The organism is Nocardia asteroides (assembly GCF_900637185.1).
GTDB lineage: Bacteria > Actinomycetota > Actinomycetes > Mycobacteriales > Mycobacteriaceae > Nocardia > Nocardia asteroides.
In genome coordinates, this window is the sequence record NZ_LR134352.1 from 6,253,296 (window position 1) to 6,265,289 (window position 11,994).

14 protein-coding genes are annotated in these 11,994 nt (G+C 70.5%); 4 read left to right on the forward strand and 10 right to left on the reverse strand.

Translation table 11 applies throughout. The features are described from left to right. Positions 1-2 precede the first annotated feature (2 nt). Positions 3-629: an ABC-2 transporter permease gene (locus tag EL493_RS28855; protein ID WP_019048656.1), complete on the reverse strand. Its 627-nt coding sequence runs from the start codon at positions 627-629 to the stop codon at positions 3-5. 118 nt (positions 630-747) lie between these two features. Here EL493_RS28855 and EL493_RS28860 point away from each other — a divergent pair, with 118 nt between their 5' ends. Both EL493_RS28860 and EL493_RS28865 read left to right on the forward strand, forming a co-directional pair. Continuing rightward, positions 748-1,179: a DUF6325 family protein gene (locus EL493_RS28860; protein ID WP_019048657.1), complete on the forward strand. Its 432-nt coding sequence runs from the start codon at positions 748-750 to the stop codon at positions 1,177-1,179. A 12-nt stretch (positions 1,180-1,191) separates the two neighbouring features. Continuing rightward, entirely contained in the window at positions 1,192-1,527 is a 336-nt protein-coding gene (locus EL493_RS28865; protein ID WP_019048658.1) for an SHOCT domain-containing protein, read from the forward strand. Positions 1,528-1,558: 31 nt separating this feature from the next. Here the strand turns inward: EL493_RS28865 and EL493_RS28870 are convergent, their stop codons facing one another. Both EL493_RS28870 and EL493_RS28875 read right to left on the reverse strand, forming a co-directional pair. Further along, on the reverse strand, positions 1,559-2,050 hold the full coding sequence (locus EL493_RS28870) for a hypothetical protein (RefSeq protein WP_019048659.1): 492 nt from the start codon (positions 2,048-2,050) through the stop codon (positions 1,559-1,561). A gap of 4 nt (positions 2,051-2,054) precedes the next feature. Continuing rightward, on the reverse strand, positions 2,055-2,972 hold the full coding sequence (locus EL493_RS28875) for an alpha/beta fold hydrolase (protein ID WP_019048660.1): 918 nt from the start codon (positions 2,970-2,972) through the stop codon (positions 2,055-2,057). A 149-nt stretch (positions 2,973-3,121) separates the two neighbouring features. On the opposite strand from EL493_RS28875, the gene EL493_RS28880 reads away from it, so the two are divergent. Continuing rightward, positions 3,122-3,760: a TetR family transcriptional regulator gene (locus tag EL493_RS28880; protein ID WP_126405932.1), complete on the forward strand. Its 639-nt coding sequence runs from the start codon at positions 3,122-3,124 to the stop codon at positions 3,758-3,760. Between the two features lie 51 nt (positions 3,761-3,811). Here the strand turns inward: EL493_RS28880 and EL493_RS28885 are convergent, their stop codons facing one another. The 4 genes from EL493_RS28885 to EL493_RS28900 all read right to left on the reverse strand — a co-directional run bounded on the left by EL493_RS28885 (position 3,812) and on the right by EL493_RS28900 (position 9,738). Beyond that, positions 3,812-4,780, reverse strand: a complete 969-nt coding sequence (locus EL493_RS28885; protein ID WP_019048662.1) for a DUF389 domain-containing protein — start codon at positions 4,778-4,780, stop codon at positions 3,812-3,814. 34 nt (positions 4,781-4,814) lie between these two features. Further along, positions 4,815-6,716, reverse strand: a complete 1,902-nt coding sequence (locus EL493_RS28890) for an alkyl/aryl-sulfatase (protein ID WP_019048663.1) — start codon at positions 6,714-6,716, stop codon at positions 4,815-4,817. A 29-nt stretch (positions 6,717-6,745) separates the two neighbouring features. Next, positions 6,746-9,310: a LuxR C-terminal-related transcriptional regulator gene (locus tag EL493_RS28895; RefSeq protein WP_019048664.1), complete on the reverse strand. Its 2,565-nt coding sequence runs from the start codon at positions 9,308-9,310 to the stop codon at positions 6,746-6,748. Positions 9,311-9,516: 206 nt separating this feature from the next. Beyond that, positions 9,517-9,738 carry a hypothetical protein gene (locus EL493_RS28900; protein WP_019048665.1) on the reverse strand — a complete coding sequence of 74 codons (222 nt, stop codon included), beginning with the start codon at positions 9,736-9,738 and terminating at the stop codon, positions 9,517-9,519. 189 nt (positions 9,739-9,927) lie between these two features. Here EL493_RS28900 and EL493_RS28905 point away from each other — a divergent pair, with 189 nt between their 5' ends. Further along, positions 9,928-10,353, forward strand: a complete 426-nt coding sequence (locus EL493_RS28905; RefSeq protein ID WP_019048666.1) for an Ig-like domain-containing protein — start codon at positions 9,928-9,930, stop codon at positions 10,351-10,353. A 67-nt stretch (positions 10,354-10,420) separates the two neighbouring features. Here the strand turns inward: EL493_RS28905 and EL493_RS28910 are convergent, their stop codons facing one another. The 3 genes from EL493_RS28910 to EL493_RS28920 form a co-directional block, all read right to left on the reverse strand. Continuing rightward, positions 10,421-10,870: a VOC family protein gene (locus EL493_RS28910; protein ID WP_019048667.1), complete on the reverse strand. Its 450-nt coding sequence runs from the start codon at positions 10,868-10,870 to the stop codon at positions 10,421-10,423. A gap of 57 nt (positions 10,871-10,927) precedes the next feature. Beyond that, the gene (locus tag EL493_RS28915) at positions 10,928-11,296 is read right to left on the reverse strand and encodes a TfoX/Sxy family protein (protein WP_019048668.1); all 369 of its coding nucleotides are present in this window, start codon (positions 11,294-11,296) and stop codon (positions 10,928-10,930) included. Positions 11,297-11,444: 148 nt separating this feature from the next. Continuing rightward, positions 11,445-11,951, reverse strand: a complete 507-nt coding sequence (locus EL493_RS28920) for a hypothetical protein (protein ID WP_019048670.1) — start codon at positions 11,949-11,951, stop codon at positions 11,445-11,447. Positions 11,952-11,994: the final 43 nt, after the last annotated feature.

Here is an 11,994-nt window from a genome sequence, read left to right on the forward strand (position 1 = left end):
CGCTACCCGGTGGGCCAGCCGCCGTTGCGTTTGCGCTGGTCCGCCTTGCGGTCGTCGTCACCGGCGAGGTGCTCGATGCCGAGCTTCTCGGCGAACAGATGCCGCTGGGTGATCCAGCCCAGCACCGAGAGCCCGATCCAGGCCAGGGTGGAGGTGATCTGCTGCCAGCCCTGCTCGGGTTCGCGCAGGAACGCCAGCGAGTCGTCCATCCGGCCCAGGCCCGCCAGCACCATGCCCGCGCCGCCGATGGAGGTGAGCCACAGCAGCGCGCGGGCGCGGAAGCGCTGCGCCAGGAAGGCGCCGGCCACGCACATCGCCAGCGCGACGATCATGCTCAGCGCGACGTTCTTGTCCCCCGGCTGCAACACGGTGGCCAGCTTGGCGCCGATCATCGCGCCGGTCAGGCCGCCGATGAAATACGACGCGAACCGGAACACCAGCGAGGTCACCACCCACGCCGAGATCGCGCCGATCAGCGCCACCAGCAGCAACCACCAGAAGGTGGCGTTGAACAGATCCGCGATCAGCCAGCCCAGGCCGAAGCCGATCGCCAGGATGCCCAGGTGCACCGAGCGGATCCCGTAGAAGCACAGCAGCGCACCGACCACCGCGACGACGATGCCGTTCATGGGCGTCCTTCCGACAGGGGTGAGCGCGGACCGAGGCCGACACTAGTTGTCGGGCGCGCGGCGCGGTTCATCCGAATCGGGTGAGGCGGACCGCACCGCAACGGCGCAGGATCGCCCCATGGGAACAACACCTGCGCTGGGCCCGGTCGACTTCCTCGTCCTCACCTTTCCCGGCACCACCGTCGACGACGCCGTCACCGACGCGCTCGCCGAGGTGGTCGGCAACGGCCTGGTGACGCTGCTCGATCTGATCGTGCTGACGATGGACGAGGCGGGGGTGGTCACCGAACTCGAGATCGAGGACGACCTCACCGAGGTCGGCCTCACCGGGCTGACCGCCGCCGACATCGACCTGGTCAGCGACGCCGATGTGGAAGTGGTCCGCACCTCCATGGCACCCGGCAGCACCGCGGCGATCCTGGTCTTCGAACAGACCTGGGCCGCCCGGCTGGCGACCGCGGTGCGCGACAGCCGCGGCGAGGTGGCCCTGCACGTGCAGGTACCGCGCGATGCCGTCGAGACCGCGGTGGCCGCCGCGGCGACGGCCTAGGGAGGATTCGACATGCCGCTACGTAGAGGTCGCGTCGGGCGACCGGGTCTGCTGGGCACCATCGCCCGCACCGCCGTCGTCGCCGGAACGGCCACCGCCACCTCCAACGCGGTGAACAAACGCGCCGCCCGCCGCTCGTCGGAGCAGCAGGCCTACGCCGACCAGCAGGCCTATGCCCAGCAGCCGCCACCCCAGCCCGCCTACGCTCCCCCGCCACCGCCGCCGCAGGCACCGCCCGCCGCACCGGTCGACGTGGTCGCCAAGCTGAAGGAACTGAGCGAACTGCACTCCGCCGGCGCCCTCTCCGACGCCGAATTCGCCGCGGCCAAGGCCCAGTTGCTCGGCTGAGCCGCGGCGGCCCCCGCGATCGATCGCGGGCTCAGGTGCGCGGCACCGGGTGGTCGAGCAGCCGGAGCACGGCGTCGAGACCGGCGGGAGCGTCGGCGAGGGCGTGACTGGTGAATTCGATGATGGCCAGTTCATGGCGGACGACGTAGTCGAAGAACGCCGCCTCGGCGGTGTCGGCGTAGTAGTGGGCGAGGCGATGAAACGCGGGCAGGTAGCGGGTGGTCGTTTCCCGGACCGCGCGCAGTTGCAGCCCATAGGGCAACACGTGCAATCCGCTGCCGCCGATGCGGCCGACGGTGTCGGCGACGGCATTGGTCGACGGAATGGCCGGATGGACGCGTTCGAGGAACGCGCCGACACCGGCCTGGGTGCGGATCTCCAACTCGTGCAGGGCCTGCCATCCGGCGCGGTGCCGAGGTACGGCGGCGTGGTCGGCAGCGGCGGCGAAGAAGGACGAGCCGAGATCCTCCGATTCGACGAGACGTCGGAGATCGGCGGCGATGTCGGTGGGCAACGTTGTCATGAGATCACCTGGCTCCCGCTGCGGCGGATTCGGAGGAGAGGAACCCGGTCACCGTTCGATTGAATTCCTCGGGCTGTTCGAGCATCGGCAGGTGCCCGGTGCCGGGCAGGATCACCACCTGCCGCACCGCCGGGTTCCCCGCGGCGAAGCCGTGCAGATCGGCGGCGGGCGCGATCCGGTCGAGCTCGCCGCCGATCACCAGCGTCGGACGGGTGAGCGACCGCGCGGCGGTGAAGTCGTAGCCGAATCCCTGCCGCAATGTCGACAGGGTGCCCGAACCGCCGACGCCGGCGAGGAAGTGCGCGAACATCTCCGCGGGGATGTCGTCCGGGCGCGGCACATACGGCGCGAGCGCCAGCCTGCGCGCCCAGGGTGTCCGAACGATCAGTTCCTTGATCGACGAGGGCAGCGGCACTCCCGCGGTGGCCGCCTCGATCAGGAAACTCACCAGCCCGGGGTCGCGGCGCAAGGTCGTGATCGGCGCGGCGAACAGCTCCAGCACCGAGGTGATCGGGCCACCGGCCAGCACGATTCGGTCCACCGTGTGCGGCAGGGTCGTCGCGACCTCGCACGCCACCAGCGTGCCCATCGAGTGCCCCACCACATCGATCCGCTCGACCTCGCATCGGTCCCGCAGGGCGTCGATCACCGCCACCGCGTTGCCGATGGTCGCGGCGCGCGGTTTCTCGGAATCGCCGAATCCCGGCAGGTCGACCGCGAGGACCCGGTGCGTGCGCGCCAGCGCCGGGATCGTCGCGGCCCAGTGCCGCCGACAGCCGCCCAGGCCGTGGACGAGGACGCAGACTCGGTCACCGGCCCCCGCCTGCGTGTACGCGACGCGGCGCCCGTCGACGACGAGATCGTGCCGCCGCGGCGCGGTTCGGCGCGCGGATCCGGCGCCGACTGTGGAGTTTCCACCCATCCCTGACTCCTGCACTCTCGGTGAACCGAAGCGGCCCCCCAGATGAATGTCACTCGCTGTCTGAAAGTGACTTTCATAGGCTAGCGGCGCTCGGGCCGGGGGCGCAAGAGGTGACCGCCGAGGACCGGGGGCTCGCGTATCGTTTCGGGGTGCCCGATCCCCTCCGCCCGCCGCAGGCGCCCGGTCTGCTGGAGCGCCGCAAGATTCAGGCGATGCTGGAAATCCAGGATGTCGCCCTGGGGCTGTTCGAGTCCGACGGCTATCGCAAGGTGTCGGTCGAGCAGGTCGCCGCCGCCGCCGGGGTCTCGGCGAGCACGATCTACCGCTACTTCGGCACCAAGGAACAGCTGGTCGTCTGGGACCACATCGACACTCAGGCCCTCACGATCCTGACCGCGGGCAGCGAGACCGTCACCGCCACCGAGCTGTTGGTCGCGGTCGCCGCCGTCGCGCCGATGGTCATCGCGGCCCTGGCGCACGCGGGCGAGGAGCAACGCATCCGGCGGCGGGTCCAGCTGATGACCTCCGAGCCCGAGGTCCGCGCCGGTGAGCTGCTGCAGATCCACGGCCTGGAACACCACATCCGGGAGCTGCTCACCCAGCGGCTCGGGCGTGCCGACATCGACCTGAACATCCGCTACGCCGCCGCCCAGGCCGCCTGGGGCTACCTCGCCGCCGTCGATCACTGGGCCGCGACGGGATTCGGCGAGCCGCTGACCGAGGTTCTCCAACGCGCCACCGATCTCATGATCGAGGCCGTGCGCGCCGTGCTGGACACCGACGGCTGACGACCTCGGGCAAAGTCCGGGTCGTCGAGGTAGCCGACGAGTTCGGCGGCCCTACTGCCGGACCCGGCCGCCGACGGTGTGCACCACGACGACGTCCGGGTTCCACGGCACCAGATCGTCGACCGCGCGCTGCAGTTCCGACACCGGCGGCAGCTGTTGTGGACCGAGCACCGAGACGGTGGCGACGTCGTTCTGCAGGGTCACGTTCACCACCTGCGCCCCCGGCTCGTCGCGCAGCCAGTCCCTGGCGGCGTCGGCGATCTGCCCGGCCCACAGGGTGGACAGCGAATTGAGCACCATCGGAATCGTCACCAGCACCAGAACGGCACCCAGCACGAGGTAGGCCCGACCGCGACGCGCCGTCGCCGCCTCGGCCTCGGCCGCGTACCCGGCGATCAGCAGCACCGCCGTCGCCGTGATGATCATGGCGACGACATTGGACGCGAACAGCACGAACGCCCCGAGCGCGAGCGAGGGCGCCCCCGAACCCAGGCACACGCCGACCACACCCAGCGGCGGCACCAGCGAGATCGCGATCGCGACGCCGGGCAGCACGTCGCCCACGTCGCGGCGGGTGATCGCGACCGCCGCGACCAGGCCGGTGGCCATCGCCGCGGTGAGATCCATCAGCTTCGGTGAGGTGCGCCCGGTGACCTGCGCGTTCGACAGCACATCCACCGGATTCGGCAGCACCTGGGCGAACACGAAACCCAGCGCGACGACGATCACGACCCCCGACAGCACCAGGATCACGCTGCGCCCCACCAGCGCCGCGCGGCCGGTGACCACGCCGAGCGCCACCCCGAGAATCGGCACCGACAGCGGCGCGACGATCATCGCGCCGATGACCGTCGCGGTGGAATCACCGACGACACCGGAGATCGCGATGACCGCCGACAGCACGAGCATGACCCAGAACGCGGATCGTTTCGCCGTGCTGTCCCCGACCGACAGATCCAGGCTGCCGGTGAGCTCGTCCAGCGACCTGCGCTGAGCCGGGGGAACCAGGAATCGCAGCATCGATGCCCCTTCGTCCTCGGAAGTCGCGGCGGGATCAGGGGGTGACGATGGCGAAGTCGGGATCCGGATTGTCCAGGTAGCCGACGAGTTCGGCGAGCTTGGTCGGATCACCGTCGACGACGATGCGGCCGTCGGCGATCAGGTGCGACAGATCCTCGGTACCGAGCAGGGCCGCGCGCAGATTCGCCGTGGTGAGGGTGAAGGTGACGCCGGCGGGCGGCAGGTCGTCGGTCTCCACGTCGAAGTGCACGAGGACGCCGTTGCGGAGCTCGGTGCGGTGCACGAGGCCGGTGTCGGTGAGGTGCCAGTCGATGACGATGTGCGCCGACCACGAGCGCGGACCGTCGACGCGCAGCGCAATCGCGTCGAAGACCTGCTCCACGGACAGCTCCGCGGCGATGTCGGGCGAGGCCGCGACGGTCGGGGTGCCGACCGAACCGTGGCGCAGTTCGTAGGCGCCCATGAGGAAGAAGTTGCGCCAGGTGCCGTTCTCGGAGCCGTAGCCGAGCTGCTCGAAGGTGTCGGCCTGCAGCGCCTTGGCCTCGGCGTTGTCGGGCTCGGCGAAGATCACGTAGTTCAGCACCTGGGTGACCCAGCGGAAGTCGCCGTCGTCGAAGGCCTTGCGCGCCTTGCGGACCACCTCGTCCGCGCCGCCCATGAAGTCCAGGTGCCGGACCGCGGCGTCCACCGGGGTGTGCTGCCACAGGTTGGCCGGGTTGCCGTCGAACCAGCCCATGTACCGCTGGTAGATGGCCTTGACGTTGTGGCTCACCGACCCGTAGTACCCGTGCGTATGCCAGGCCGCCTCGATGGCGGGCGGCAGCTGGATGTCCTCGGCGATCTCGATTCCGGTGGCGCCCTTGTTCAGCGCGCGCAACGTCTGGTCGTGCAGGTAGCCGTAGAGATCGCGCTGCACGGACAGGAATTCGGTGAGCCGCTCGGTGCCCCACGTGGGCCAGTGGTGGGAGGCGAATACGACATCGGCGCGGGCGGCGTAGCGGTTGATCGCCTCGGTGAGGTACTTCGACCACACGTGCGGATCGCGCACCAGCGCGCCGCGCAGGGTGAGCAGATTGTGCAGGGTGTGGGTGGCGTTCTCGGCCATGCACAGCGCGCGGCGGTCGGGGAAGTAGAAGTTCATCTCCGAGGGCGCCTCGGTGCCGGGGGTCATCTGGAATTCGATGGCGATGCCGTCGACGGTGACGGCCTGACCGGTGTGGTCGACGCGAACGGTCGGCGCGATCAGCGTCGGCGTTCCGGTCGAGGTGGTCGGGCCCAGGCCCGCGCCCACCGAACCCAGTGGGCCACGGGGCAATGCCGCGCCGTACATGTAGGCGGCCCGGCGCGCCATCGCCGTGCCCGCGTAGACGTTCTCCTCGACCGCGTGCTCGGTGAACCCGGCCGGCGCGATGATCGGGCACCGGCCCGCGGCGACGTCGTCCTCGGTGGTCACCCCCTTGACGCCGCCGAAATGGTCGATGTGGGAGTGCGAGTAGATCACCCCGACGACCGGGCGATCGCCGCGATGCTCGCGATACAGCGCGAGCCCGGCCGCCGCGGTCTCCGCCGAGATCAGCGGGTCGACGACCAGCACGCCGGTCTCACCCTCGACCAGGGTCATATTGGACAGATCGAGTCCGCGGATCTGGTAGATGCCGTCGGTGACCTCGTACAACCCTTGCAGCGCACAGAGTTTCGACTGCCGCCACAGGCTCGGGTGCACCGTGGGCGGGCAATCGCCGTCGAGGAAGGCGAACTCGTCGCTGTTCCAGACCACCGCGCCCGCCGCGTCCGTCACCACGCCCGGCGTCAGCGCCGCGACGAAGCCGCGTTCGGCATCGGCGAAATCCTGGGCGTCGTCGAAGGGCAGTGCGCGCAACGCCCGATCGGCGCCTGCTGCGACCGTGGCCGAGACATCCTGCTGCTGACTGGTCATGGGGTCCTTCCCACAGGGTGGCGCGACGCTCAGATGAGGCCGACGCGGCGGGCGTTGGTGATGGCGTCGGCGCGGGCGTTGACACCGAGTTTCTGATAGATACCGCGCAGATGGGTCTTGACCGTGTTCACCGAAACACCCATGTTGGCGGCGATATTGATCGCGGTCATGCCGGACGGGAGCTGGCGCAGGACGGCCAGTTCGGTGTCGGTGAGCTGGGGTGCGTCGGTGGCGGGCGCGCGGTGCGAGCGGACCAGGTCGACGAAGGCGTCGTACCGGCCGAATCGGCCGCCCAGCCGGTCCAGTGCCTCGGCGGCGCCCGGCACGTCCAGGAACGGGCGGATCAGGTGTTCCCCGCAGGCCAGGGCCAGGGCCTGTTCGAAGGCGTCCTCGGCTTTGCGCGGCCGGTCGAGCCGGTCGGCGGCGACCCCGACCAGCAACCAGGCGGTGACCAGCGGACCAGCGGTGAGCTGCGAAGCTCCGCCGAGGACGGGTTCGAGCTGGGCCAGCGCCGCGGTCGGCCGGTGGGTGTGCACGGCCAGGCCCGCCTCGGCGACGGCCAGCTGCGGGGTGAGGCCGAACACCCGCAGCGCGTGGTCGACCAGATGCTGCGCATCGGTTTTCGCCTGGAGCCGCAACAGCAACCACAGCACGTCGGTGACCAGCGTGCCGACGCCGAGCAGGCCGGGCGACTCGTCGAGCAGCCGATGGGCCTGCGCGCACAGTGCCGTCGCGACGGCGGCCCGGTCGGTGGCCGCGTCGAAGGTCATGATGCCCGCGTAGATCGCGCCCTGTCGCACCGGCGCGGGCGCGCCTGCCTCGGGCACAGTGCCGCCGGGTGCGCCCGGCAAGTCGACGGCCGAACCCTGCAGGTAGGCACCGTAAGCCGCGATCACCCGGGCGCTCGCCGCCTCGGGCGACCGGGTCAGGTCGTGCCGCTCGGCGCACGCGACGGCGGCCTCGGCCAGGGTGCGTAGCTCGTTGATCCGGCCCGCCGATCCGGCCGCGACGGCCAGCCCGGTCCTGGCCCGCACCGCGATCCGGCCCAGTCCCACTTCCTCGGCGTGTACCAGCGCGTGGCGCAGCGCGGCGGTTCCACCGTCGAGGTCACCGCCGGTGACCGCCGCGGTGCCGCAGTGCAGCGCGGCGTAGCAGTCCACATCGAGCTGGCCCGTCACGGCGGGCAACGGCCAGCGCAACGAGGCCGAATCCCCCACCAGCACCGCCAGTCCCGCGCTGACCGCCCGGTCCAGGGCGGCCGTCCAGGCGGCCGGGACCAGGCGCGAGACCTGCTCGCTGTCCACATGGGCCGCCTCGAGATATACCTCGGCGGCGGCGATCTCGTCGTTCTCGACCGCGACGGCCGCGCGCAGCAGCCGTACGAAGGTGTCGTCGGTGGCCTCGGGCAGGTGCTCGACCGCGGCGAGCAGCAGGTGGCCGGTGCCGTCGAGCACCATGCGCGGACCCCACTCCCGCACGAACGGCACCAGGCCCGGCGCGCCGGGTTCGGCCATGACGTGGTCGAGTGCCGCGCCCGGCATCGCCGCGGCGCCGAACCATTCCGCGACCCGGCGGTGCACGCCGGGCAGGCTGTCGGCCCTGGTGTGGGTGGCCTCGGCGAGCAGATACGCGCGCAGCAGCGGGTGGTAGCTGTGCCACAGCTGGCCCGCCTCGGCCACGGTCTGCATGGGGAAGTTGGCGCGCAGCAGCTCGTCGACGATGCGGGCGGCGTGCTCACCGGCCAGTTCCTCGGCCATCGGCAGGCAGAACCGCGCGGGCACCGCGGTGGCCAGGAGGAATTCGAGCGTCGGCGCGGGCAGCGACTGGATCAGCTCGGCGACCAGGAAGTCGGCGACCGCGTGCGAGGGGCGGGCCAAGGTGGTGAGCGCGGTGTCGCGGTCGTCGGCGTTCGCGGCCACGTAGATGGCGGCGATCCGGACCAGCGCGGCCCAGCCGCGGGTCAGCGCGTGCACCATGGCGAGTTCGGTGTCGTCGAGCAGGCAGCCGTGCTGGGCGAACAGCCGGGCGATCCGCTCCGGGGTGAGCGCGAGGTCGGCGACGCCGAGCCGGGTGAGCCGGCCCGCCAGTTCCAGCGAATGCCAGCGCAGCGGCGGATCGAATCGGCCCGCGATCAGCACGGTGACCGTCGGCGGGAGATGGGTGAGCAGGTGTTCCAGGCCGGCCAGCTGCATCGGATCGGTCAGCAGGTGGGCGTCGTCGACGATGAGCACCGTGCGCTCGGCTGTGGTGAGCGTGGCCACGAGGTCGGCCGCCTGGTCGACCGGTGTGCGCACGGTGGCGTCGGCGGCCATCTCGGCCGACCGGTCCAGCACGCGTGCGATGGCGGGCAGCAGGTCGCCGCTGTCGGCCAGCGCGGCGGTGACGGTGAGCCAGCCGACGGTGGCCGACCGGACCCGGCGCGAGTGGGTCAGCCAGTCGACCAGGGCGACGGTCTTGCCGCTGCCCGCCGGGCCGGACACCAACACGGTGTGCCCGGCACCGGCCTGGGCGCGATCGAAGCGGGCGCTGATCTCGGCGCACCGGACGGCGGCGAAGGACAGCTCGGGGACGCGGACATCGGCGACCGAAGGCATTTCAGCTAACGCGCGGTACGAGGCTGCCACCACCACACTCCTGAGCTCGTCGTCTCCCCTGCGGGTCCGATTCACCAGCAGGTTCGACGGTAGGCGAAACCCGACCTGCGCGTTCGGGAGTCACGGAGCGACGAGCCGATGGTTATGAGATCGACGTCATCGACCAGGTTTACCCATATCGGCTAATTGTTGGCTATCTTCCCCGGTCAGTCCGGCAACCGGGACATCCCGAGCAGGGTGAGCCCGAGGACATCGATGCGAGCGAGCACCCCGCGCATGGCGGTGTTGTCGGCGAGTTCGCCATAGAGCGTGGTGGTTCCGGTGGCCGAATGGGCGCTGCGCCGGAGTTCGGGAAAGGCCGCGACGGCACGTTCGGTCAGCTCGCCCTCGATGACGAACTGGTAGCGAACCGCACCCGACGTCGGCATGTGCCCAGTCTCGGCGCACCGGCGCGCGATCGCCTCATCCGCACGGGGTGAATCCGGCGCCACCTGCGACGAATTGGTCCAGATGATTTTAAACATGTGTTTTTCTGTTTCCCGGACAGCGAGCCGACCGGGTGGATAGTCTCGCCCACACCCACAGCGGTGGGACAGCGCGAAACAGGAGAACACACCATGAAGACCAACCAGGCTCGGCGGGCCGGCTTCGGACTCACAGCACTCACCGCGGTGGCCGCGGCCGGCGTCCTGGTGGCGCCGCAGGCCTCGGCGCTCGTGCAGAGCGTGACCGTCAGCGGCACCACGCATTACGTCGGTACCCCGTACACCGTCACCGCCGACGTCACCGCGACCTCGTTCCTGTTCAAGGTGACCTTCTCCGACAACGGCACCCAGATCGGCGAGCCGGTGTCGGTATCCGACGGCAAGGCCACCATCACCTGGACCCCGTCGACTCCGGGCGCGCACGAGATCAAGGCGGTACAGGAGCTGATCAGCGTCAAGACGGTGACCGTGCAGGTCAGCGAGAAGCCGACCACCCCGACCCCCGGCGGCACCGGCTCGGCCGACCTCGGCGGCCTGCTGACCGGTTCGGCCGGCTGACCCGACCCACGCCTCGACGGCCGCCGCGGAATACCGATCCGCGGCGGCCGTCGTCGTTCGTCACCGATCAGGCCCGGTCGTACGCCTCTTGCAGCGCGGCGATGTCGAGCTTGGACATGCTCCGCAGCGCGGTCCCCACCGCGATCGCCTGCGCGGGCTCGCCGCCCAGCAGCTTGGGCAGTACGGCGGGCGCCACCTGCCAGGACACCCCGAACCGGTCGGTGAGCCAGCCGCAGGGACCGGGCTCGCCACCCTCGGACAGCGCGTCCCAGAGCCGGTCGATCTCGTCCTGGCTGTCCACGATGACCTGCAGCGACGCGGCATCGGTCGGCGGGTGTCCCGGGCCGCCGTTCATCAGGGTGACCGAGTGGCCGTCGAGCTCGATGCCGACGATGAAGGCCGACCCGTCACCCTGACGGGTGACCTCGACGATCCGTGAATTCGGCACCGTCGCGGTGTAGAGCTCGGCGGCGGCTTCGGCCTCGGTGTCGAACCAGAGGAAGGTGGTGACGGACATGATGTGCTCCTTGGGGCTGTGTGTTGGCCTGCTGTCACCCCTTGGTCGGAGCCGTCATCATCGGCTCGACACATCTCCCGAACTTTTCTTCGATTTTTTTCGCGGCAGGCTCCCGGCGTAGCGCACGCCGCGTTCGACCCACTCCCGCAACACCGCGTCATCGGCGACGGTGGCCGTGGTGACGCGGATCCAGCCGGGCATCTCCCGCCCGCGCATCACCATCGGCGTCGCCGTCCCGCCGTCGAGCAGCGCCTCGCCCTCGGCGGGGTCGACCCGCACCATCAGCCCGCCCTTGCCGCTGGCGGCCACAGCCATATTGCCGCCGATCAGGAAGGCGAGCCCGCCGAACATCCGCTGCTCGGTGAGGTCGCGCCCCGGGTAGACGATCTCCCGGATCCGCTCGGCGAGTTCCTCGTCATAGGCCATGGATCCAGTGTGCGCCCGGCCACCGACAGGTTCAGCGCACCGGCGCGGTCAGCGGCGCCGGTGGCGTGCGCGGTGAGGGCGGCGGAGTCGTTGCGCCGGTACATGATCCGTCAGCTCGGGGTGCCGCCCAGCACCTACCGGGCGAACTTCACCACCGCCCGGTAGGCGGGTACGGCGCGTAGGCGGGCGGCGGTGCCGGGGCGAAATAGGCCGACGAGCGGGGATGCCACAGCAGCACCATGGCCGCGACCCCGATCAGGAATGTCACCGCGCTGAAGGCCAGCGACTGCGGGTCGGTCCCCGTGCCGGTGCCCAGGTCGCCCCCGATCACCACGCCGATCACCCCGATCACCGCGAACAGCAGATTGATGCCGAAGAACACGGTCGCGGTGACCCTGGCCCAGTTCTTGCCGGACCGGCACGCGAACGCCATCCAGATCCACAACCCAGCGGACACCGCCGAGGTCAGCAACCCACCGCCGATTCCGGCGTACACCACCAGATCCAGCTCGTCGCCGCGCAGCACGCCACTCGAGGCATGCGACGCGTTGTCGCGGATGGTGTCGATCGTGGTGAGCATGTACGCGGCGCTGAGCACGGTCACCAGGGCGCCCGCCAGCATCACGTAGAACGAGATCTGCACCTGCTGCGGCATCGTCCGGGGCGCGGAGGGTGCCACCGGCTGGTTCGGATAGTGC